Genomic DNA, 19,462 nt, shown 5'->3' with positions numbered 1-19,462 from the left:
CGAAAGCGGAGTCAGAAGCCTAACGCGCTCTTTGCCGCAGTCCGCGAATTCGAGGTCCCCGTCATGATCCCTGCCATTCCGCCGCCCGGCGTGACCCCGCCAAATCAGCTGGATCCCGCCCCGGTGCGGCCCGCCAGCGCCCCCATAGCGCCCGTGCAGCCGGCGGCCGAGACCGCCCACGCACCCCTGGAGGACGAAGCCACCCTGGACCGCGAGGCGCGTCGTCGTCGCCGGCAGCGCGAAGCCCTGCGCCAGGGCTTCGGCGCCGAGCGTGCCCAGGCCCTGGAAGAGCCGGAGCAGGTGGGCGCCCAGGTGGATCTGCGGGTCTAGCCATGGTCGAGCGCCTGGAGCTGGACGATGCCGAGCTGATCTTCCAGCCGCACTGGCTGGCGGCGGAAACCGCCGACGCCTGGCTGCGGCAACTCGACGCCGAAACGCCCTGGAACCAGCCGCAGGTGCGGGTGTACGGGCGCTGGCACCCGGTGCCGCGGCAGGTGGCCTGGTACGCCGACCCGGGCGTGGTCTACGGCTACGCCGGCCTGGACCACGCCGCCTTGCCCTGGACACCCCTGCTGCAGCGGATTCGCGAAGCCGTCGAGGCGGCCTGCGGCCGGGGCTTCAACGGCGTGCTGCTCAATCGCTATCGCGATGGCCAGGACTCCATGGGCTGGCACAGCGACGACGAGGCCAGTCTCGGCGCCAATCCGCTGATCGCCTCGCTCAATCTCGGGGCCGCGCGGCGCTTCGACTTTCGCCGCAAGGGCACCACCCACATCGGCCATTCCCTGGAACTGGGTCACGGCAGCCTGCTGGTCATGGCCGGCGCGACGCAGCATCATTGGCAGCACCAGATCGCCAAGACCCGCAAAGCCAGCGGGTTGCGGCTGAATCTCACCTTTCGCCGGATAGCCACATGAGCGACGACAGCAATCTCATCGACTTCACTACCGAGCGTGGCAAGCGCATCCACGACCTCAAGGAGCGCCGCCTGCAGGAGGTGCGCTCGGCTTTTGAACAGGCGTTGCCGCTGACCGCGGCCAAGAAGAAAAAGCGCAAGCCGAAGAAGAAATAGCGATGCTACCGTTCGTCGGGTTTCGCCCTTGAAATTTTTTGGAGAATTCCTATCTAGGTTCGTGCGGGATGCCGAAATCGGGTCCCGCAGGCAACAACGAAACTTGCTGAACCTATCAGGAGATTCACCATGAGCAATGTACTGTCCCTGGCCCCGCTGTTCCGTCATTCCGTCGGCTTCGACCGGTTCAACGACCTGTTCGAATCCGCCCTGCGCAACGACGCTGGCAGCTCCTATCCGCCCTACAACGTCGAGAAGCACGGTGACGATCAGTATCGCATCGTGATCGCCGCCGCCGGTCTCCAGGAAGATGACCTGGACATCGAAGTCGAGCGTGGCGTGCTCACCGTCAAGGGTGGCCGGCGCGAAAACAGCGCCGAGAGCGTGACCTTCCTGCATCAGGGCATCGCCCAGCGCGCCTTCAAGCTGTCCTTCCGCCTCGCCGACCATATCGAGGTGAAGGGTGCCGATCTCAATCATGGCTTGCTGAGCATCGAACTGGTGCGCGTGATCCCGGAAGAAGCCAAGCCCAAGCGCATCGCCATCTCCGGCCAGCGCCCGGCCCTGGACAACTGATCGTCCAGGCGTCCTGACCAAGAGCCCCAGCCCCGCGCTGGGGCTCTTTCGTTTGTGGCGACTGCGCTAGCGATGGTGGCTGAAGAGCTCCAGCAGCACCCCGCGCAACCAGCGATTGCCGGCATCCTGGTGATAGCGCGCGTGCCAGTGCTGCCTGACCGCGAAGCCCTCGACTGGCAGCGGGCATTCGTGGACCCTGAGGCCGTAAGTCTGCGCCAGGGTGGTGCCGATGTGCCGCGGCAGGGTGACGATGAGGTCGGAGTTGCCGACCACCGCGCCGACGCCCAGAAAGCCGGGTAGCTCCAGCACGATGCGGCGCTGCACCCCGGCGCGCAGCAGGCCCGCTTCCAGCAGCTTCTGCCCGGTGCCGGCGCTGACCAGCACATGGCCCTCCTCGGCATAGGCCGTGGCCGTCAGTTGCTCGCCGAGGCGCGGATGGCGGGCGCTGACCAGACACACCCAGTCCTGGGGAAACAGCAGTTGCTGATAGAGGCTGCCGCCCAGCCAGGGAATGAAGCCGACCGCCAGGTCCGCTTCGCCGATTTCCAGCGCCTGTTCGGTGTTGCCGTCGATCCGTGCGACTTCCAGCCGCACCCCGGGCGCCACCTCGCGCAGCTGCGCCAGGATCCGTGGCAGCAGGGTGATGTGACTGGCATCGCTCAGGCAGAGGCGAAACAGCCGCTGGGCAGTGGCGGGCTCGAAGGCGACCTCCCAGGCCACCAGCCGGCGCAGGGATTCGAGCACTTCGCGACATGGGGTGATCAGGGCCTCGGCTTGCGGCGTGGGTTTCATGCCGCCAGGCGTGCGTACGAACAGCGGATCGCGCAGCTGCTGGCGCAACTTGCCCAGCCAGAGGCTGATGGTGGGCTGGCTCTGGCCCAGCTGTTCGGCGGCCCGGGTCACGCTGCCGGTGCGGTAGAGCACCTCGAACAGCATCAGCAGCTTGGGCTCGGGCAGGCCATCCGTGGGTAGCATTATCAGAATTCCTGATGGGCGAATTGAGCTCTTTGTATAGCTCAATAGCAGGCGCGGGCCTAGGGTAGGGCGAAAACAAGGAGCCCGATCCATGAAGATCTGCATCCTCGGGGCCGGTGCCCTGGGCAGCACCTTTGGCGCCTGGTTGAGCGAGGCGGGACACGAGACCTGGCTGCTCAACCGCCCCAATGCCCATATCGAGGCGGTGGCGCGTGACGGCCTGGACATCGAGACCGCCGATGGCCGTCGCCGGGTCCAGGTGCGGGCGGCGGTCGGCGCCGAGGCGGTCGGGGTAGTGGATCTGGTGGTGGTGCTGGTCAAGTCCTTCGCCACCCGCGCGGCCATGAGCCATGCCCGGGCGCTGGTCGGTCCGCATACCCTGGTGCTGTCGTTGCAGAACGGCCTCGGTCACGAAGAGCTGCTGGCCGAGATCGTCGGCCAGGAGCGGGTGATCGCCGGCAAGACCTATGTCGGCGGCGTGCTGCTCGGCCCCGGGCGGATCCGTAGCGGGGTGGCGGGCAAGCGCACGCTCATCGGCGAACTCGACGGTCAGCTCTCGGCACGCGTCCAGGCCGTTGCCGCCGTCTTCGAGGACGCCGGGCTGGCCACCACGGTCAGCAGCAACATCCGCGGCACCCTCTGGGACAAGTTGCTGGTCAACGTCGCCACCGGTGCCCTGACCGGCATCACCCAACTCACCTATGGCCAGCTCTACAGCGAGCCGCAGCTGCGCGACACCGCCTTGCAGGCGGTCGCCGAGGCCATCGCGGTGGCCCGCGCCGCCGGGGTCGAGCTGGGCCTGCGCGAGCCCCAGGCGGCCTGGGAGCTGGCACGCGAAGGGTTGCCGCCGTCCTTCAAGACCTCCCTGCTGCAGAGCCTGCAGAAGGGCTCCATCACCGAAATCGACTTCATCAACGGCGCGGTGGTGCGGCTCGGCCAGCAGTACCGCGTGCCCACGCCGGTCAACGCCACCCTGGTCGCCTGCATCAAGGGTATCGAGCGCGCCCTGGCCGACCGACAACAAGAGGACGCCAAACCATGAGCATTCCCAAGGCCTATCTGGAACACGTGGCCATCTGGGTGAAGGACATCCACTGGCATATCCGCTTCTTCCACGAGGTGTTCGGCATGACCCTGCGCGAGGTGCAGGGCACGGTCGAACAGCCCAGTCAGTACTGGACGCTGGGCGGGATGCAATTCATGAGCAAGCCTGACTTCGAAGGCGCCGAGGGGCGCCTGGGTCATCTGGGGCTGATGTGCGAGAACCTCGAGGCCGCCCTGGCTGCGGCCCGGCGCTTCGAGGGGGTGGAGCAACTGCCCCAGGGCCACAACTGGCTGCGCCTGCCTGACGGCCTGGCGCTGGAATTCATCCAGGCCGTGCCGGCCCGCGCCGTGCACGACGCCCTGGCCGTCAACGCCCGCCAAGCCGAGTGACAGCGACCATGACCGTACAGGAAAAATATTTCGAGGATGCCCGCGAGGGCGACGAGGCGCTCACGCCGAGCTACCAGGTCACCAGGGAGCGCATCCTGGCCTACGCCGACCTCACCGGTGACCATACCCCGGTCCATGTCGACGAGGCCTATGCCAATGCCAGCCACTTCGGCGGCCTGGTCGCCCATGGCCTGATGGGGCTGTCCATCGCCGACGGCCTCAAGACCCAGTGCGACTACCGCTTCCTGCCAGGCATGTCGCTGGGCTGGACCTGGGACTTCCTCCTGCCGATCCGCGTCGGTGACGAATTGCACGTCAGGGTGCGCGTGGGGTCCATGCGCCCGAGCAAGAGCAAGCCGGGCTGGGGCATCGTGGTGCTGCCCTCGGAGCTGATTAACCAGAAGGGGGAAGTGGTCCAGCGCGGCGAACACCGGCTGATGGTGCCGCGGCGGGAGGGCGTGGTATGAGCCAGCCACTGCCGCTGCACGGCCTGAGGGTCATCGACTACAGCCACTTCCTCGCCGGCCCCTATGTGGGGCGCTGCCTGGCGGCCTTGGGCGCCGAGGTGATCAAGGTGGAGCGCCCGGGCAGCGGCGATGCCGGTCGCCAGCACGCCTTCGTCCTCGATGACCAGCAGAGCGGCTATTTCCTGCAACTCAACATGGGCAAGCAGGGCGTCAGCGTCAACATGAAGGACCCGCGCGGCAAGGCCTTCATGCAGCAGCTCTGCGACAGCGCCGACGTCTTTATCGAGAACTACCGACCCGGCGCCCTGGACAGGCTCGGCCTGGGCTATGCGGAACTGTCGGCGCGCAATCCGCGACTGGTGTACTGCTCGATTTCCGCCTACGGCCACACCGGCCCCGACGCCCATCGCGCCGGCTTCGGGCTGATCGCCGAGGCCAAGAGCGGCATCATGCAGATGGTTGGCACGCCGGGCGAGGCGCCGCCGCTGCTGCGCATCTCCCTGGGCGACATGTACACCGGCGCCCATGCGGTGGCCGCCATCAATGCGGCGCTGCTGGGCCGGGTCACCAGCGGGCGCGGCCAGCATATCGATATGGCGCTCTACGACACCCTGGTGTCCATGCACGAGTACGCCGTGCAGTGCTACACCCTGTCCGGCGGCGAGATCCTGCCGCAGCAGACCGGCCACGACATGCCCACCTCGACCCTCTATGGCGTGTTTCGCGCCCAGGACGGCGACCTGGTGATCGCCGCCCAGGTGGACGAATCCTGGAAGCGCTTCGCCGCCCTGGTCGAACAGGACGCGGACCAGCCGGGCTTTGGCAGCGACCTGCGCTTCCATACCTCCACCGGCCGCAACGCCCATCGCGAAGCCATCCTGCCCATCGTCAAGGCCTGGGTGGCGGCCAATCCGGTCGCACGGCTGCTGGCCCTGCTCGACGAGATCGACGTGCCCTGTGCCAAGGTGCAGCGCATCGACGAGGTGATCGAGGATCCCCAGATCAAGGCGCGCGGCATGATCCAGGAACAGCAGCACCCGCGCTTCGGCACCCTGCGCATGCCCAATCTGCCGTTCCGCTTTTCCGACTGTGACACCACCATCCAGCAGGTGGCGCCGGACCTCGGTGAGCACAACGCTGCCGTCGCCCAGAGCCTGGGCTACAGCGCGGAAGACATCGCCCGGCTGCAGGCCGACGGCGTGCTGTTCAGCCAGGAGCCCTGCGCATGACCGACCACTACGCGGTGATCGGCCGCCCGATCAACCACACCAAGTCGCCGCTGATCCATGGCCTGTTCGCCGCCGCCACCGGGCAAGACCTGGAATACGGCGCCATCGAGGGCTCGCCGGAGGACTTCGCCGGCGACGTGCAGCGCTTTCGCGCCCAGGGCGGGCAGGGCCTGAACGTGACCGCGCCGTTCAAGCTGCAGGCCTTCCAGCTGGCCACCGAGTCCAGCGAAAGGGCACGGCTGGCGCGGGCGGCCAATGCGCTGAAGTTCGAGGGCGAGCGGGTGCTGGCGGAGAACTTCGATGGCATCGGCCTGCTGCGCGACATCGAGGTCAATCTCGGTCAACCCCTGGCCGGCACGCGGGTGCTCTTGCTGGGCGCCGGTGGTGCGGTGCGCGGCGCCCTGTTGCCCTTTCTCGCCGCCGGACCGACCGAATTGGTGATGGCCAATCGCGATGGGCGGAAGGCGGCTGAGCTAGCCCAGGAGATCGGGCACCCGCTGCTGAGCGTGCGGAGCTACGCGGCTCTGGAAGGGGAGACCTTCGATCTGGTGATCAATGCCACCTCGGCCAGTCTGGTCGGCGAACTGCCGCCGGTACCGGCCGGGGTCTTCACCCAGGCGGCGCTGGCCTATGAACTGGCCTACGGCAAGGGTCTGACTCCCTTCCTGCGTCTGGCTCGGGAGCAGGGCGTGGCGCAACTGGCGGACGGCGTGGGCATGCTGGTGGAACAGGCCGCCGAAGCCTTCGCCTGGTGGCGCGGTGTGCGCCCCGAGACCCGGCCGGTCATCGACCAGCTGACCCTTCCCCTGACCTGAGCGGACCCATGAAGATCCTGATGCTGCACGGTATCAACCACAACATGTTCGGCAAGCGCGATCCGCTGCAGTACGGCACCGTGACCCTGGCCGAGATCGACGCCAGGCTAACGGCCCTGGGTGCTGAACTGGGCGTCGAGGTGGAAAGCTTCCAGAGCAACCACGAAGGGGCGATGGTGGAGCGCATCCATCGGGGCTATGAGGAGGGCGTCGACGCGGTATTGATCAACGCCGGCGCCTGGACCCACTACAGCTATGGCATCCGCGACGCCCTGGCGATCCTTACCGTGCCGGTGGTGGAGCTGCACATGTCCAACATCCACGCGCGTGAGAGTTTCCGCCATCACTCGGTATTCGCCGAGATCGTGCTGGGGCAGATCGCCGGCTTCGGCGTGGACAGCTACCTGCTGGCGCTACGCGCGGCAGTGAGCGCGGCCCAGGCGCGCAAAGCCTGAGCCGCCGCCCCTCACCCCGACCCTCTCCCAGAGGGAGAGGGGGCGCTCCAACGGATCCCGCGTAGCGTGTAAAACCGCGCAGCGTTTTCCACGCGCAAAGGTGTTGGCTGAGGTCATGTTGGGCTTCCCTGCGCTCAACCCAACCTACGGCAGGGTTTCGTAGGTTGGGTTGAGGCGGCTCCATCGCCGAAGCCCAACGGCCGGGTAAGAAGTCGTGCGCAGTCTATCGCGGCCATGGGTCGCTCCTGCAGTGTAGGAGCGGCCCATGGCCGCGATAAATCAGGGTCGGGAGGCGCGGGCTTTCTTCGGCATGAAAGCCGATTTGCTATTCTCTGCCGGCACCTGCCCACAGCAGGGTACCTATACCGGCCTCTACGGCGAACCCCGCCTTGGCATAGAGCCGTTGCGCGTGATGTTCGCTGTCGGCCACGATCACGAAGGCGTCCACGCGATGTCGTTGGTGCCGAAGTACCGTGCCGAGCAAGGCCTGACAGAGTCCGCGTCGACGCCAGTCCAGCCGCGTGGTGACCGCTTGAAAACGGCCCAGCCGGCCCAGGCGATAGAGGCCAAGATAGGCCAGCAGCAGGTCCTCGCCATCAAATACACCCCACCAGTCGCCAAGGCCGCTGTCGCTCAGTGATCTGTAGCGTCGCGCCTGGTAATCCAGATAGCGCCGATGCGCTTCTGGATGTTCCGCGCCCGGAGTCACCTCTGCCTGGAGCTCACGCCACTGTTGCCAATCGGCCGGCTGTTGAAAGGTTCTGATGTGGAGCCCCTCAGGCAGGACCGGGGCGGGCGGCAGGGCATCGGCGGCCAGACGCATCGAGACCAGGCGCTGATAATCGTAGCCACAAGGCAGGTCCGCCGGTGGCCCCTTGGCCTGCGGCTCTGGCCAGACGAACGCACGATGCCCCAGGAGCTGCGGGCTGCCGAGCAGTTGCTCGAAGTCCGCGGACCAGGCCAGCACCTGCTGGGTGGTCGGGCGCTGGTCCAGCATGAGGTAGTTGCCGAAGTAGTAGTCAGAACAGTCCGGTGTGCGGATCGCCACCTGATGCTCGCCATAGCTGAGGCAGGTATCGGGCGCCAATTGTAGCTGGGTGAGAAGTCCTGCGTTGGCGCGAATGGAGGCGGGGAGTCGCAACGGATTCACGGGCATTCGTCGTCCTCTCGTGGCGACATTGCCTCACCCGCATGCGGCCCCAACTCCCGCTGCGGACACTCCCGCCACTGCCTATCCCCCAGACCTGCGGTGTATTCCGGATGCAGTGGATAGTGCAGCCGATTGTCCGCCCGGTTGGTATCGCCCACCACCAGCAGTTCCACCGGCTCCGTGGTCTCGTTGATGAAGGTATGGGCGACACCGTCGCCGGCCTTGAAGCCCACGCCGTCGCCCGGCTTGAGTCGGTGGGCGTGGCCGTCGATCCAGGCGGTGGGATGACCGGCGATCACATAGACGAATTCGTCTTCGGTGGCCTCGGCATGGGGCCTTGAGGTACGTCGGCCGGGTGGCAGCCATTCATGGTGGATGCCCAGGCGGGCGAAGCCGAAGTGGCGGCCGAAGGCGGCGCCCAGGGAAAAGCGCTCGTCACTGTCGGGATAGCCGGGGCCGTCCGGAGCCTGCAGCTGGGACCAGTGGGCGATCTTGTCGAAATCTTTCCGGGATTGCATGGGGTGCTGCGCCTCGCGGGAAAATAGCTCAAGCTTGGTGGTTTAGGCGGATGCTGCCGCCTCAGGTCTCTTTCGGTGCAGGAACGCGATGCCCAGACTGTCCAGACAACTCCTCGCACTCCTGACCCTGGCGCTGCTCGGTGGCTGTTCACCCGATACGCCGATCAACAGCCCCTACCGCGCTGGAGCCGAAGGCCAGAATACCCTCTATACCGCCTTCACCACCCGTTCGCCGAAGTACCTGGATCCGGCCAGTTCCTATTCAGGCGACGAGACCAACTTCACCTACAACATCTATGAACCCCTCTACGGCTACCACTACTTCAAGCGGCCCTACGAACTGATCCCTCGCGGCGCGGAGCGGGTGATCGCACCCTATTACCTGGACGCCCAGGGCCGGCGCTTGCCGGATGATGCACCGCCGGCGCAGATCGCTCAGAGCGTCTACGACATCCCCATCCGCCGCGACGCCCGCTACGCGCCCCACCCGGCCTTTGCCCGCGATGCCCAGGGCAATTACCGTTACTTCCCGATCAAGCCGGACGATCTGGCCGATCGCTACCAGATCCCTGACTTCCCCGAGACCGGCAGCCGCGCCCTGACCGCCGCCGACTACGCCTACGGCCTGCGCCGCCTGGCCAGTCCGCGGCTGGTCTCGCCCAGCTATGCCATCTTCGCCGAGCACCTGGTGGGCATGCAGACGTTTGGCGATGGCCTGCGCGCCGCCGACAAGGCCCTGCGCGCCAGCCTGCCCAAGGGCGCGCCGCTGCCCTGGCTGGACCTGCGCCAGGGCGAGTTGCCCGGGGTCGAGGTGCTGGATGAGCACACCTTGCGCCTGCGGGTGATCGGCAAGTACCCCCAGTTCAACTACTGGCTGGCCATGACCTTCGCCGCGCCGGTGCCCTGGGAGGCGGATCGCTTCTACAGTCAGCCGGGCATGGCCGAGCACAATCTCGGTTTCAACAGCTGGCCGGTGGGTACCGGACCCTATCGGCTGGCCGAATCCATCCCCAATCGCCGCCATGTGCTGGCGCGCAATCCCAATTATCACGCCGATCCCTATCCCTGCGAGGGAGAACCCGAGGATCGCGAACAGGGCCGGCTGGACGACTGCGGCAAGCCCATGCCGCTGATCGACCGCGCGGTGTTCAGCCTGGAAAAGGAAGGGGTGCCGCTGATGGGCAAGTTCATCCAGGGCTACTACGACACCCCCCAGGTCGAGCGCGGCGAATATGGCGTGGCGCTGCGCACCAAGGCGGGCGACTCGGCCGACTCCGCCGAACTCTATCGCGAGCGCGGCCTCAAGTTGCCCACGGCGGTGGAGGCATCCAACTGGTACCTGGGTTTTAACTGGCTGGATCCGGTGGTGGGGCAGGGCGCCACACCCGAGCAACAGGCCCGCAATCGCAAGCTGCGCCAGGCGCTGTCCATCGCCTTCGACTGGGAGAGCTACATCACCGTCTTCCTCAACGGCAACGGCCTGGTCGCCAATGGCCCGCTGCCGCCGGGCGTGCTGGGCTACGAAGCGCCGCCGGCCGGCAGCAACCCGGTGGTCTATCGGTTGGTGGACGGCAAGCCCGAGCGGCGGCCCATCGAAGAGGCCAGGCAACTGCTGGCCGACGCCGGCTATCCCGATGGCCGCGACGCCAGGAGCGGGCGGCCGCTGATCCTGCAATACGACGCCCAGAGCAGTGGCGACAGCGCCATGTTCGACTGGATGCGCCAGCAGACCGCCAAGCTGGGTATCCAGCTGGAATTGCGCGGCTCGGACTACAACAGATTCCAGGACAAGATGCGCAAGGGCGCGGCGCAGATCTTCTTCTGGGGCTGGAACGCCGACTATCCCGATGCCGAGAACTTCCTCTTTCTCTTCTACGGTCCCCAGGGCAAGGCCAAGCACGGTGGCGAGAATGCCGGCAACTACAGCAATGCCGAATACGACCGGCTGTTCGAGCAGATGAAGAGTCTCGACGATGGTCCGGAAAAGGTCGCCCTGATCCGGCGCATGGTCGCCCTCGTGCAGCAGGACGCACCCTGGCTGTTCGGCTGGAATCCCCTGTCGGCCGGGGCCTATCAACAGTGGGTCTACAACGCCAAGCCGACCCAGATGGTGCGCGATCAGCTGCGCTATCTGCGCCTGGACCCGGCGCTGCGCGAGCGCAAGGTGCTGGAGTGGAACCGGCCGGTGCTCTGGCCGCTGTGGCTGCTCTTGGGCCTGGCATTGCTGCTGGCCTGGCCGGCCTGGCGCAGCCTCCGGCGCCGCGAGCGCCAGACCGCCTTTGGCGACGACACCGGGGAGGGGCGGTCATGATCGGCTATCTGCTGCGGCGCCTGGCCTATGGCGTGCTCATCCTGATCGGGGTGAATCTGCTGACCTTCCTGCTGTTCTTTACCGTCAACACCCCGGACGACATGGCGCGCCTGGCCATTGGTGGCAAGTACGTCACCGCCGAAGCCATTGAGGACTGGAAGGCAGAGCACGGCTACGACAAGCCACTGCTCATCAATACCACCCGTGAAGGGATGGAGCAGTTTACCGATACCCTCTTCTTCGACCGGTCAGTCAGTCTGCTGGTGTTCGACTTTGGCACCTCCGACAGCGGTCGCGACATCGGCCGGGAGATCACCGAGCGCGCCGGGCCGAGCCTGGCGCTGGCGCTGCCGACCTTTGTCCTCGGTCTGGTCGCCAGCATCGGTTTCGCCCTCCTGCTGGTGTTCTTTCGCGCCACCCGCCTGGACTTCTGGGGCGTGGTGCTCTGCGTGCTGCTGTTGTCGATCTCTTCGCTGTTCTACATCATCGCCGGCCAGTGGCTGTTCGCGAAGATCCTGCGGCTGGTGCCCTATTCGGGTTATGAGGAAGGCTGGAATCTGCTGCGCTTCCTGGCGCTGCCGGTGCTGGTCGCGGTGATTTCCGGGTTGGGCAGCCAGGCGCGCTTCTATCGCGCGCTGTTTCTCGAAGAGATCGGCAAGGACTATGTGCGCACCGCCCGCGCCAAGGGCCTGGCCGAGCGCCAGGTGCTGTTGCGCCATGTACTGCGCAATGCGGCGCTGCCAATCCTTACCGGCGTGGTCTCGGCCATTCCGCTGCTGATCATGGGCAGCCTGATCGCCGAATCCTTCTTTGGCATTCCCGGCCTGGGCAGCTACACCATCGACGCCATCAATGGCCAGGACTTCGCCGTGGTGCGCACCATGGTATTCCTCGGCTCGGTGCTCTACATCGTCGGCCTGATCCTGGCGGACCTGTCCTACACCCTCGCCGATCCGCGCGTTCGCTTCAGGTAGCCGCCATGCCTAAATTCGTCTTGCTCTGGACCGACCTCGCCCTCTACCTGCTGGTGGCCGGTACCCTGGTCTACGCCTGGCGCGCGCGTCGCCAGCCAGCCTTGCGCGCCAGTTGGCGGCGGGTGCTGCAGGATGCGCCGGCGATGAGCGCAGCCGTGGTGCTGGCCAGCTTCGTCGCCATCGCCCTGCTGGATTCGGTGCACTACCGGCCCCAGTTGCCCGCCACGCCCGGCGCCACGGCGCCGATCTATTCCCCCACGGTGCTCTCGGCCCTCGATGGCCTGCTGGCCGACACCAGCCTGACCCTGCGCGAAAAGACCTATTCCGCGCCGCTCGCCACCCATCAGTTCACCAAGGAAACCCTGGGCACCAGCGCCGAGGGCCTGCCGCTGCGCGACTTCCCGCGCCTCAAGCATGCCGCTACCACCTTGAGCGATCCCGCTACCGAGTGGCGGGGCGATCTTCTCAAGCGACTGACGTTGGGCCTGCTCGGCGGTCTGGCGCTGGCCCTGGCCACCGCGGCCCTGGCGACGGCACGGTTGCGCGAGACGGGTGGTTTCGCGGTCCGCTGTGGACTCATCCTCCGTGGCCACACCGCCACCCCCTGGCGCGCCATCCTGCTGACCTGGCTGGGCGTCTGCCTGGTGACCGGCAGCGTGATCGCCCTGGCCAGCAACTATCACGTGCTGGGCACCGACAGCACCGGCAACGACGTCCTCTACCAGTCGCTCAAGAGCATCCGCACCGCCTTCGTCATCGGCAGTCTGACCACCCTTGCCATGCTGCCGCCGGCGATCGGCTTCGGCCTGGCCGCCGGCTATTTCAAGGGCCGGGTGGACGACGTCATCACCTACCTCTACACCACCCTGACCTCCATCCCCGGGGTGCTGCTGGTGGCGGCCTGCGTGTTGATGATGCAGGTGTTCATCGACCGCCATCCCGAGCTGTTCGACACCGGTGCGGCGCGGGCCGACCTGCGCCTCTTCATGCTCTGCCTGATCCTCGGCCTCACCGGCTGGGCCGGGCTGTGCCGTCTGCTGCGCGCCGAGGCGCTCAAGTTGCGCGAGCTGGAATACGTCCAGGCCGCACGAGCCTTTGGCGTCTCCCACTTCACCATCCTGCGCCGGCACCTGCTGCCCAACGTCTTCTACCTGGTGCTCATCACCCTGACCCTGGAGTTCTCCAGCCTGGTGCTCTACGAGGCGGTGCTGTCCTACCTGGGCATCGGCGTCGACCCGACCATGAATTCCTTTGGCTCCATGATCAATGATGCCCGGACCGAGATGTCCCGTACCCCGATGATCTGGTGGAATCTGCTCAGCGCCTTCGCCTTCATGCTGACCCTGGTGCTGGCGGCCAATCTGTTCGCCGATGCCGTGCGCGACGCCTTCGATCCGCGCAGTCGCCGGTTGAGATCTGCCTGGCTCAGGCGCCGTCCCGGCCAGGGTGAGGTGCAGCCATGACCCCGGTGCTGGAGATTCGCGATCTGGAGATCCTGGTCGAGGGCGAGGAGGGCACACGGCAGGCGGTCCGTGGCCTGAGCCTGGCCATCGCCCGTGGCGAGACCTTCGCCCTGGTAGGCGAGTCGGGCAGTGGCAAGAGCGTCACCGCGCTCTCGCTGTTGCGGCTGCTGCCACCGTCGCTGGGTATCGCCCGCGGCGCGGCGCTGCTGGCCGGGACCGACCTGCATCGACTGCCGGAAGGACGCCTGCGCGAACTGCGCGGCGGGCGCGTCGGCACCATCTTCCAGGAGCCCGCCACCAGCCTGAATCCGGTCATGCGCATCGGCGAGCAGATCGAGGAAACCCTGCGCGCCCATACCGCGCTGCGCGGTGCCGCCGCCCGTGCCCGGGTGGTGGAATGGCTGCGCCGGGTCGGCATTCCCGAGCCGGAGCGGCGGATCGACGACTATCCCTTCCAGTTCTCCGGTGGCCAGAAGCAGCGCATCATGCTCGCCCTGGCACTGGCCGCCGAACCGGACCTGCTGATCGCCGACGAACCAACTACGGCGCTGGACGTCACCGTCCAGGCGCAGATCCTCGCGCTGCTGGCCGACATCCAGCGCGAACTGGGCATGGCCATCCTGCTCATCACCCACGATCTGGCGGTGGTGCGCCAGGTGGCCGATCACGTGGCCCTGATGCGCCATGGCGAGATCGTCGAGAGCGCCCCGGCCGCGGAGTTCTTCGAGGCGCCCCGGCATCCCTATGCCCGCGAACTGTTCGCCGCCATTCCCACCTTCGCCAAGCGCGGCCAGACCCTGGCCGGCACCCCGCGCGCCCTGCCGCAGCGCCAGCCGGGTGCGCGGCTGCTGGAGGTGCGTGAGCTGGCCGTGCACTATCCGCTCCGCCGCGGGGCCTGGGGCCGAACGCGGGACTGGGGCAGGGCGGTGGACGGGGTGAGCTTCGACCTGCACGCGGGCGAGACCCTGGCGCTGCTGGGCGAGTCCGGGTGCGGCAAGACCACCACCGGCAAGGCGCTGCTGCGGTTGCTCGATGGACCGCGCATCAGCGGCAGCGCCCAGCTGGGCGGCGAGGACCTGCTCACGGCCGACCGGCGCACCCTGCAGCGACTACGGCGGCAGATCCAGATCGTCTTCCAGGATCCCTTCGCCTCGCTGGATCCGCGCATGCGCATCGGCGCTACCCTGGAGCAGGGATTGCTGGCGCTGCGTCCCGAGCTGGATGCCGCCGAGCGCCAGCGCCGCACTGCCGCCCTGGTGGAGCGGGTCGGGCTGCCCGGCGACACCCTGCAGCGCTTCGCCCACGAATTTTCCGGCGGCCAGCGGCAGCGCATCGCCATCGCCCGGGCGCTGATCGTCGAGCCGCAGGTGCTAGTATGCGACGAACCCACCTCGGCGCTCGACGTCTCGGTGCAGGCGCAGATCCTCGATCTCTTGCGCGAGCTTCAGGCGGAGCGGGGGCTTGCCTATCTGTTCATCACCCATAATTTCGGCGTGGTCGAGTACCTGGCCGATCGCATCGCGGTGATGGACGGCGGCCACATCGTCGAACAGGACAGCGCCGAACGGGTGCTGCGTGCGCCCGCTCACGCCATGACCCAACGCCTGCTGGCCGCCGTGCCGCGCCTGGATTTCGGGACCCCGCCATGAATTTTCCACCGCGCATCGCCCTGGCCGACTTCGCGCTGGTCTGGCCGCAACCGCGCCTGGCCGAGGCTTTCGCCGAGGCGCTGAACTGGAGCTATGCCGAGCATCGCCGCTTCCTCGGCTGGGCCCGGGAACACACCACGGTCGCCCAGGCCCGCGACAGTCTGCTCGCCGCGCGCGGTGCCTTCACCCTGGCCCAGGGCGAGAAACGCTACTTCCTGGTGAGCGGTGACGCGTTGCTCGGCTGCCTGGGGCTCACGCCACTGGACGGCGGGCGGCGCTACGAGATCGGCTACTGGCTGCACAGTCTGCATACCGGCCAGGGCCTGATGACCGCCGCGCTGCGCTACTTCGTCGAGCAGCGCGGCGAAGTGGGGCTCTATCTCACCACCTCGGCCGCCAACGACTCCAGCCAACGGCTCGCCGAACGGGTGGGTTTCCGGCGCGTGCGGGTGCTGGAAAACGATCGGCAAGGTCCGGACGGGCAGCGCTGCGCCACCTGGGTCTATGAATTGCCACCGCAGGTGAAGCCATGACCGCCCTGAGCGTTCCGCTGCAGTATCCGCCCCGCTTCGCCGTGAACGAGGCGGTGGAACTGATCGACCTGACCCTGGCCGATCCTGGCGCGGTAGCCGACTACTATCGGCGCAATCGCCAGCACCTGGCGCTGTCGATGCCACGGCGCTCGGATGCCTTCTATACCCTGGCTCAATGGCAGGGGCAGGTAGCGGCGTACCGCGCCGGCGGCCCGGGCCTGAGCGAATTGCGCCTGGTGCTGCGGGCGGGGCCGCTGGTGATAGGTACGGTGAATTTCAGCCAGGTGGTTCGCGGCGGTTTCCAGGCCTGCTACCTGGGCTATGGCCTGGATGCAGCCTGGCAGGGACGGGGGCTGATGCGCCAGGCGGTGCGCCTGGGGAGGGACTTCGTCATCGCCGATCTGGGCCTGAATCGGATCATGGCCAACCATCTGCCGGAGAACCTGCGCAGCGCTCATCTGCTGACCCGCCTCGGCTTCGAGCGCGAGGGCCTGGCGCGGCGCTATCTGGAAATCGACGGGGTCTGGCGGGATCACGTACTGACCAGCTATGTCCGTCCCGCCCCCTGAATGAAAACCGGCGGCACCTGGCCGCCGGACTTCTCTCAGACCCGCGCGGCGGTGACGGCCGCCGAGCCCCAGGTGGTGCGCCAGCGGCGCTTGACGCTGAGCAGGCCGAACCAGGCGAGCACGCCGAGGGCAGCGAACAGCCAGAGGCCCAGCTGATAGTCGCCGGTGGCCTGTTTGACCGCGCCCAGGCCGGCGGTGAGGGCGAAGCCGCCGATGCCGCCCGCCATGCCGATCAGTCCGGTCATGACGCCGATTTCCTTGCGGAAGCGCTGGGGGACCAGCTGGAACACCGCGCCGTTGCCGGCGCCCAGGCTGAGCATGGCGACCACGAACAGCGCAAGGGCGGCCATGGCGCTGGGCAGGTGGAAACCCACGGCGGCGATGCAGATGGCCGCGACGGTGTACATGCCGAGCAGCGCGCGGATGCCGCCGATGCGGTCGGCCAGGGCGCCACCCAGGGGCCGCATCAGGCTGCCACCGAAGACACAGGCCGCGGTGTAGTAGCCGGCAACCACCGGCTCCAGGGCGTACTGGTCATGGAAGTAGCCGGGCAGGGTGCTGGCGAGGCCGAGGAAGCCGCCGAAGGTCACGCTGTAGAAGAACATGAACCACCAGCTGTCCTGGTCGCCCAGGGCGCGGCCATAGTCCGCCAGCTTCTTCGGCGCCGGGCGTTCCGGGGCGTTGCGGGCGCAGAGCACGAAGACCACCAGGGTCAGGATCAGCGGGATCAGCGCGAAGCCGAACACGTTGGTCCAGCCAAAGGCCTTGGCCAGCGCCGGGGCGAAGAGGGCGGCGAACACCGTGCCGGAGTTGCCGGCGCCGGCGATGCCCAGGGCCTTGCCCTGATGCTGCGGCGGATACCACTGGGAGGCCAACGGCAGGGCCACGGCAAAGGAGGCGCCGGCGAAACCGAGGAACAGGCCCAGCACCAGGGTCTGCTCATAGCTGTGCACGCCATGCTGCCAGGCCACCAGCAGCGCCAGGATCACCACCACCTGGCCGATGATGCCGGCGGTCTTGGGCGACAGCCGATCGGCGACGAAGCCCAGGATCAGGCGCAGGACAGCGCCGGCGAGGATGGGCGTCGCCACCATCATGCTGCGCTGCTGGGTGGTCAGCTGCAGGTCGGTGGCGATCTGCACGGCCATGGGGCCGAGCACGTACCAGACCATGAAACTCAGGTCGAAGTAGAGGAAGGCGGCGAACAGGGTCGGCGCATGGCCGGCTTTCCAGAAACTGGGACTCATGGAGGCACCTCGGGCACGTCACGGGCATGAAAAAGGCGCCAGTCACCCTTGCCCGTTGCCGGGAGGTGAACTGACGCCTTTGTCGATTGGGGTGACCGCCGTTGGCCACCCCTACCCAGGTCTTTGCAAGAGCGAAGCCAAGTTGCGCAAGCCTGGTGTTTATCGCCGCCCACGGCGCTGGCAGCGTCTAAAGAGGACGACGTGCTGCACAATGATCGAGCGCAGGTGCGGCAAGCTGCTCTCTATTAGCGCCTGGCATACCCGTACGGATCACGGCCCTGGTGATTCATCCTGCTCTTGTAGGTTGGGTTGAGCGCAGCGAAGCCCAACACTGCCTTTGCGTCATGGCACTGCTGGGCTTCGACGATAAGGCCGGTTTAACCCAACCTACGATCCGCCGCTGTTACTTCGCGTACTTGGTCTGCAGCGCCTTGGCTTCCTGGAGGTGGTGCTCCAGCTTCGGCAGGGTCTTCTCGGCGAAGGCCTTGAGCGCGGCGTCATCGCCGGTCTTGGCTTCGTTGCGGAAGATCTCGATGGTCTGCTCATGGGCCACGACCTGGTTGTTGGCATAGGAGCGATCGAAGGAATCGTCACGCACCTGCAGGATCATGGCCTTGGCCTTGTCCATCAGCTCGGCGTCGGTGGAGACTTTCAGCTTCTTCTCCTGGGCCAGGCTCTTGAGCTGCTCGTTGGCCTTGGTGTGATCGTCGATCATGCTCTGGGCGAAGGTCTTGATGTCCTGGGACTGGCTCTTTTCCAGGGCCAGCTTGCCTGCTTCGATCTCGGCGATGCCCTTGGCCGAGGCGTCGTCGACGAATTCGGCCGGAGACAGCTTGTCGGCGGCCTGGGCCAGACCGGCACCGGCACCGGCAGCCAGCAGGATGGCGAGGGACAGGCTGGAGGCTTTCTTCAGCATGGGCGTCATGGACGTGCTCCTGATTTTCTTGGCAGTAAGGGAAGGGCGTCACCGGCTGGCAGTGAACGCGCCTGCAAAATGGGACCTGCCTAAAAAGTCATACGTTCCCTGAAGAAAGCGTGCGAAGCCAGATCAGGTGCGGCTTACGCTTGAGCGAAACGCTTCGTAGGCGTCGAAATCGAAGCGCGTCGCCGAGACGATCTGGCTCTGTTTCAGGGTCAGGTAGATGTCCTTGCCCTTGTCCGCATAGTGGGTGGTGAAGGTCACCCAGAGTTTGTCCTTGTCGCGGTAGCCACTCATGATCGGCTTGATGCAGACGTCCTGGTCGGCCCCTTCCGTTTCGCTAGGCTCGCCGAGGGTAGTGATACGACCGACATACACCTTGCGCTCTTCCAGGGTCAGCATCAGCGTCTCCCTGTTGATGGAGGCGGTCATCAGCAGATCGTCCAGCGGACTGTCCTTGAGGATCCCGGCGAGGATGAAGGTACGGTAGTTGTCCTCGCTCAGGCCGTACTTGCGCTTGATGGTCCAGCGCGCCAGCGCGGCCCAGGCGCCGGGGATCAGCAGGGCGGTCACCGTCACCACCAGGATCCAGGCGGCCTGCAGCGGGTCATCCAGGGTGCCGGTGCGGCGCAGCAGCTCGGCGAGACCGGCGAAGTAGTCGAGAGAGAAGGTTCGCGCGCCCCATGACCAGTGGCGGCCCTGCAGGACTTGGGCGATGCCCAGGTGCAGGATCACGGCGAGCAGGGTGCAGAACAGCCCGAAACGGGCGCTCTGCAGATAGAGGTACTGGCCCTCGTAGCGATGCAGGCGATAGAAATAGAGCGGATGCTTGTGGCAGACGAGAAAGCCACTGACCAGGATCGGCAGGAGCAGCAGCAGGAACATCAGCGGTTGATGAGCCGCCGGGCGCGGTCCAGGTCTTCCTTGAATTCGGGGGAGTCGAAGACCTCCGCCGGATCGATGCGCAGGGTGCCGCGGCCGACCACGCGCATGGACTTGTAGGAGTTGTTGATGCTCGCGGCCAGCTTGAGATCGTCCGCGGAGGGCGATTTGAGCAGGTTGAACAGGCCTTTCAGCATGACGATATCCTGGGGATGCACTAGGCG

Annotated in this window: 23 protein-coding genes; 16 read left to right on the top strand and 7 right to left on the bottom strand. The window is 66.7% G+C overall.

The window, feature by feature from the left end; all coding sequences use genetic code 11:
* The first annotated feature begins 63 nt into the window (after positions 1 to 63).
* The 4 genes from AABM56_RS14785 (at position 64) to AABM56_RS14770 (ending at position 1,648) form a co-directional block, all read left to right on the top strand.
* Positions 64 to 330, top strand: a complete 267-nt coding sequence (locus AABM56_RS14785; protein WP_133861176.1) for a hypothetical protein — start codon at positions 64 to 66, stop codon at positions 328 to 330.
* A 2-nt stretch (positions 331 to 332) separates the two neighbouring features.
* Positions 333 to 917 (top strand): alpha-ketoglutarate-dependent dioxygenase AlkB, encoded by a 585-nt coding sequence (locus tag AABM56_RS14780; RefSeq protein ID WP_133861175.1) that lies wholly within the window; start codon positions 333 to 335, stop codon positions 915 to 917.
* Positions 914 to 1,072, top strand: coding sequence for a hypothetical protein (locus AABM56_RS14775; RefSeq protein WP_007160293.1), 159 nt, complete (start codon positions 914 to 916; stop codon positions 1,070 to 1,072). Before AABM56_RS14780 ends, AABM56_RS14775 begins: the two co-directional genes overlap by 4 nt.
* 129 nt (positions 1,073 to 1,201) lie before the next feature.
* Entirely contained in the window at positions 1,202 to 1,648 is a 447-nt protein-coding gene (locus AABM56_RS14770) for an Hsp20 family protein (RefSeq protein ID WP_133861174.1), read from the top strand.
* A gap of 66 nt (positions 1,649 to 1,714) precedes the next feature.
* Here AABM56_RS14770 and AABM56_RS14765 read toward each other — a convergent pair whose 3' ends face one another.
* Positions 1,715 to 2,623: a LysR family transcriptional regulator gene (locus AABM56_RS14765; RefSeq protein WP_133861173.1), complete on the bottom strand. Its 909-nt coding sequence runs from the start codon at positions 2,621 to 2,623 to the stop codon at positions 1,715 to 1,717.
* Between the two features lie 91 nt (positions 2,624 to 2,714).
* Here AABM56_RS14765 and AABM56_RS14760 point away from each other — a divergent pair, with 91 nt between their 5' ends.
* The 6 genes from AABM56_RS14760 to aroQ are packed head-to-tail and all read left to right on the top strand — an operon-like array spanning position 2,715 to position 7,023.
* Positions 2,715 to 3,665 carry a ketopantoate reductase family protein gene (locus tag AABM56_RS14760; protein WP_347883436.1) on the top strand — a complete coding sequence of 317 codons (951 nt, stop codon included), beginning with the start codon at positions 2,715 to 2,717 and terminating at the stop codon, positions 3,663 to 3,665.
* On the top strand, positions 3,662 to 4,057 hold the full coding sequence (locus AABM56_RS14755; protein WP_133861171.1) for a VOC family protein: 396 nt from the start codon (positions 3,662 to 3,664) through the stop codon (positions 4,055 to 4,057). The genes AABM56_RS14760 and AABM56_RS14755 overlap by 4 nt, the downstream gene beginning before the upstream one ends.
* Before the next feature lie 8 nt (positions 4,058 to 4,065).
* Positions 4,066 to 4,524, top strand: coding sequence for a MaoC family dehydratase (locus AABM56_RS14750; RefSeq protein WP_133861170.1), 459 nt, complete (start codon positions 4,066 to 4,068; stop codon positions 4,522 to 4,524).
* Entirely contained in the window at positions 4,521 to 5,753 is a 1,233-nt protein-coding gene (locus AABM56_RS14745; RefSeq protein ID WP_133861169.1) for a CaiB/BaiF CoA-transferase family protein, read from the top strand. Before AABM56_RS14750 ends, AABM56_RS14745 begins: the two co-directional genes overlap by 4 nt.
* On the top strand, positions 5,750 to 6,568 hold the full coding sequence (gene aroE, locus AABM56_RS14740; RefSeq protein WP_133861168.1) for a shikimate dehydrogenase: 819 nt from the start codon (positions 5,750 to 5,752) through the stop codon (positions 6,566 to 6,568). Before AABM56_RS14745 ends, aroE begins: the two co-directional genes overlap by 4 nt.
* Before the next feature lie 8 nt (positions 6,569 to 6,576).
* The gene (gene aroQ, locus AABM56_RS14735) at positions 6,577 to 7,023 is read left to right on the top strand and encodes a type II 3-dehydroquinate dehydratase (protein WP_133861167.1); all 447 of its coding nucleotides are present in this window, start codon (positions 6,577 to 6,579) and stop codon (positions 7,021 to 7,023) included.
* A gap of 325 nt (positions 7,024 to 7,348) precedes the next feature.
* Here aroQ and AABM56_RS14730 read toward each other — a convergent pair whose 3' ends face one another.
* Together AABM56_RS14730 and AABM56_RS14725 are read right to left on the bottom strand one after the other, a co-directional pair.
* Positions 7,349 to 8,179, bottom strand: a complete 831-nt coding sequence (locus tag AABM56_RS14730) for a GNAT family N-acetyltransferase (protein ID WP_133861166.1) — start codon at positions 8,177 to 8,179, stop codon at positions 7,349 to 7,351.
* Positions 8,170 to 8,691, bottom strand: a complete 522-nt coding sequence (locus tag AABM56_RS14725; RefSeq protein WP_133861165.1) for a cupin domain-containing protein — start codon at positions 8,689 to 8,691, stop codon at positions 8,170 to 8,172. Before AABM56_RS14725 ends, AABM56_RS14730 begins: the two co-directional genes overlap by 10 nt.
* Positions 8,692 to 8,779: 88 nt before the next feature.
* Between AABM56_RS14725 and AABM56_RS14720 the strand changes: the two genes are divergently transcribed.
* From AABM56_RS14720 to AABM56_RS14695, 6 genes are read left to right on the top strand one after another with little or no spacing between them, the layout of a single operon-like run.
* Complete coding sequence (locus AABM56_RS14720; RefSeq protein WP_133861164.1) at positions 8,780 to 11,002, top strand: ABC transporter substrate-binding protein; 2,223 nt, start codon at positions 8,780 to 8,782, stop codon at positions 11,000 to 11,002.
* Entirely contained in the window at positions 10,999 to 11,976 is a 978-nt protein-coding gene (locus AABM56_RS14715) for an ABC transporter permease (RefSeq protein ID WP_133861163.1), read from the top strand. The genes AABM56_RS14720 and AABM56_RS14715 overlap by 4 nt, the downstream gene beginning before the upstream one ends.
* A 5-nt stretch (positions 11,977 to 11,981) precedes the next feature.
* Positions 11,982 to 13,439, top strand: a complete 1,458-nt coding sequence (locus AABM56_RS14710; protein ID WP_133861162.1) for an ABC transporter permease — start codon at positions 11,982 to 11,984, stop codon at positions 13,437 to 13,439.
* Complete coding sequence (locus AABM56_RS14705) at positions 13,436 to 15,088, top strand: ABC transporter ATP-binding protein (RefSeq protein ID WP_133861161.1); 1,653 nt, start codon at positions 13,436 to 13,438, stop codon at positions 15,086 to 15,088. Before AABM56_RS14710 ends, AABM56_RS14705 begins: the two co-directional genes overlap by 4 nt.
* Positions 15,085 to 15,621 (top strand): GNAT family N-acetyltransferase, encoded by a 537-nt coding sequence (locus AABM56_RS14700; RefSeq protein ID WP_133861160.1) that lies wholly within the window; start codon positions 15,085 to 15,087, stop codon positions 15,619 to 15,621. The genes AABM56_RS14705 and AABM56_RS14700 overlap by 4 nt, the downstream gene beginning before the upstream one ends.
* Entirely contained in the window at positions 15,618 to 16,190 is a 573-nt protein-coding gene (locus AABM56_RS14695) for a GNAT family N-acetyltransferase (RefSeq protein ID WP_347883435.1), read from the top strand. Before AABM56_RS14700 ends, AABM56_RS14695 begins: the two co-directional genes overlap by 4 nt.
* Positions 16,191 to 16,225: 35 nt before the next feature.
* Here the strand turns inward: AABM56_RS14695 and AABM56_RS14690 are convergent, their stop codons facing one another.
* From AABM56_RS14690 to AABM56_RS14675, 4 genes are all read right to left on the bottom strand, one after another.
* A complete protein-coding gene (locus tag AABM56_RS14690; protein ID WP_133861158.1) occupies positions 16,226 to 17,437 on the bottom strand; it encodes a NarK/NasA family nitrate transporter in 1,212 nt (403 codons plus the stop codon).
* 403 nt (positions 17,438 to 17,840) lie between these two features.
* Entirely contained in the window at positions 17,841 to 18,362 is a 522-nt protein-coding gene (locus AABM56_RS14685; protein ID WP_133861157.1) for a DUF4142 domain-containing protein, read from the bottom strand.
* A gap of 123 nt (positions 18,363 to 18,485) precedes the next feature.
* On the bottom strand, positions 18,486 to 19,241 hold the full coding sequence (locus AABM56_RS14680; RefSeq protein ID WP_133861156.1) for a hypothetical protein: 756 nt from the start codon (positions 19,239 to 19,241) through the stop codon (positions 18,486 to 18,488).
* Positions 19,241 to 19,435, bottom strand: a complete 195-nt coding sequence (locus tag AABM56_RS14675) for a hypothetical protein (RefSeq protein WP_017642174.1) — start codon at positions 19,433 to 19,435, stop codon at positions 19,241 to 19,243. The genes AABM56_RS14680 and AABM56_RS14675 overlap by 1 nt, the downstream gene beginning before the upstream one ends.
* Between the last annotated feature and the right edge of the window lie 27 nt (positions 19,436 to 19,462).

Origin of the sequence: Pseudomonas aestiva (genome assembly GCF_039908605.1) — a bacterium.
Taxonomy (GTDB): Bacteria; Pseudomonadota; Gammaproteobacteria; order Pseudomonadales; family Pseudomonadaceae; genus Chryseomonas; species Chryseomonas aestiva.
The sequence above is the reverse complement of the archived record's forward strand: the minus strand, read 5'-3'. Positions and strand labels throughout refer to the sequence as shown.

What these genes read in the sequence shown, in the direction of transcription:
- AABM56_RS14785 (WP_133861176.1), top strand. Translation starts at nt 64, where the DNA reads ATGATCCCTGCCATTCCGCCGCCCGGCGTGACCCCGCCAAATCAGCTG.
- AABM56_RS14780 (WP_133861175.1), top strand. Translation starts at nt 333, where the DNA reads ATGGTCGAGCGCCTGGAGCTGGACGATGCCGAGCTGATCTTCCAGCCG.
- AABM56_RS14775 (WP_007160293.1), top strand. Translation starts at nt 914, where the DNA reads ATGAGCGACGACAGCAATCTCATCGACTTCACTACCGAGCGTGGCAAG.
- AABM56_RS14770 (WP_133861174.1), top strand. Translation starts at nt 1,202, where the DNA reads ATGAGCAATGTACTGTCCCTGGCCCCGCTGTTCCGTCATTCCGTCGGC.
- AABM56_RS14765 (WP_133861173.1), bottom strand. Translation starts at nt 2,623, where the DNA reads ATGCTACCCACGGATGGCCTGCCCGAGCCCAAGCTGCTGATGCTGTTC.
- AABM56_RS14760 (WP_347883436.1), top strand. Translation starts at nt 2,715, where the DNA reads ATGAAGATCTGCATCCTCGGGGCCGGTGCCCTGGGCAGCACCTTTGGC.
- AABM56_RS14755 (WP_133861171.1), top strand. Translation starts at nt 3,662, where the DNA reads ATGAGCATTCCCAAGGCCTATCTGGAACACGTGGCCATCTGGGTGAAG.
- AABM56_RS14750 (WP_133861170.1), top strand. Translation starts at nt 4,066, where the DNA reads ATGACCGTACAGGAAAAATATTTCGAGGATGCCCGCGAGGGCGACGAG.
- AABM56_RS14745 (WP_133861169.1), top strand. Translation starts at nt 4,521, where the DNA reads ATGAGCCAGCCACTGCCGCTGCACGGCCTGAGGGTCATCGACTACAGC.
- aroE (WP_133861168.1), top strand. Translation starts at nt 5,750, where the DNA reads ATGACCGACCACTACGCGGTGATCGGCCGCCCGATCAACCACACCAAG.
- aroQ (WP_133861167.1), top strand. Translation starts at nt 6,577, where the DNA reads ATGAAGATCCTGATGCTGCACGGTATCAACCACAACATGTTCGGCAAG.
- AABM56_RS14730 (WP_133861166.1), bottom strand. Translation starts at nt 8,179, where the DNA reads ATGCCCGTGAATCCGTTGCGACTCCCCGCCTCCATTCGCGCCAACGCA.
- AABM56_RS14725 (WP_133861165.1), bottom strand. Translation starts at nt 8,691, where the DNA reads ATGCAATCCCGGAAAGATTTCGACAAGATCGCCCACTGGTCCCAGCTG.
- AABM56_RS14720 (WP_133861164.1), top strand. Translation starts at nt 8,780, where the DNA reads ATGCCCAGACTGTCCAGACAACTCCTCGCACTCCTGACCCTGGCGCTG.
- AABM56_RS14715 (WP_133861163.1), top strand. Translation starts at nt 10,999, where the DNA reads ATGATCGGCTATCTGCTGCGGCGCCTGGCCTATGGCGTGCTCATCCTG.
- AABM56_RS14710 (WP_133861162.1), top strand. Translation starts at nt 11,982, where the DNA reads ATGCCTAAATTCGTCTTGCTCTGGACCGACCTCGCCCTCTACCTGCTG.
- AABM56_RS14705 (WP_133861161.1), top strand. Translation starts at nt 13,436, where the DNA reads ATGACCCCGGTGCTGGAGATTCGCGATCTGGAGATCCTGGTCGAGGGC.
- AABM56_RS14700 (WP_133861160.1), top strand. Translation starts at nt 15,085, where the DNA reads ATGAATTTTCCACCGCGCATCGCCCTGGCCGACTTCGCGCTGGTCTGG.
- AABM56_RS14695 (WP_347883435.1), top strand. Translation starts at nt 15,618, where the DNA reads ATGACCGCCCTGAGCGTTCCGCTGCAGTATCCGCCCCGCTTCGCCGTG.
- AABM56_RS14690 (WP_133861158.1), bottom strand. Translation starts at nt 17,437, where the DNA reads ATGAGTCCCAGTTTCTGGAAAGCCGGCCATGCGCCGACCCTGTTCGCC.
- AABM56_RS14685 (WP_133861157.1), bottom strand. Translation starts at nt 18,362, where the DNA reads ATGACGCCCATGCTGAAGAAAGCCTCCAGCCTGTCCCTCGCCATCCTG.
- AABM56_RS14680 (WP_133861156.1), bottom strand. Translation starts at nt 19,241, where the DNA reads ATGTTCCTGCTGCTGCTCCTGCCGATCCTGGTCAGTGGCTTTCTCGTC.
- AABM56_RS14675 (WP_017642174.1), bottom strand. Translation starts at nt 19,435, where the DNA reads ATGCTGAAAGGCCTGTTCAACCTGCTCAAATCGCCCTCCGCGGACGAT.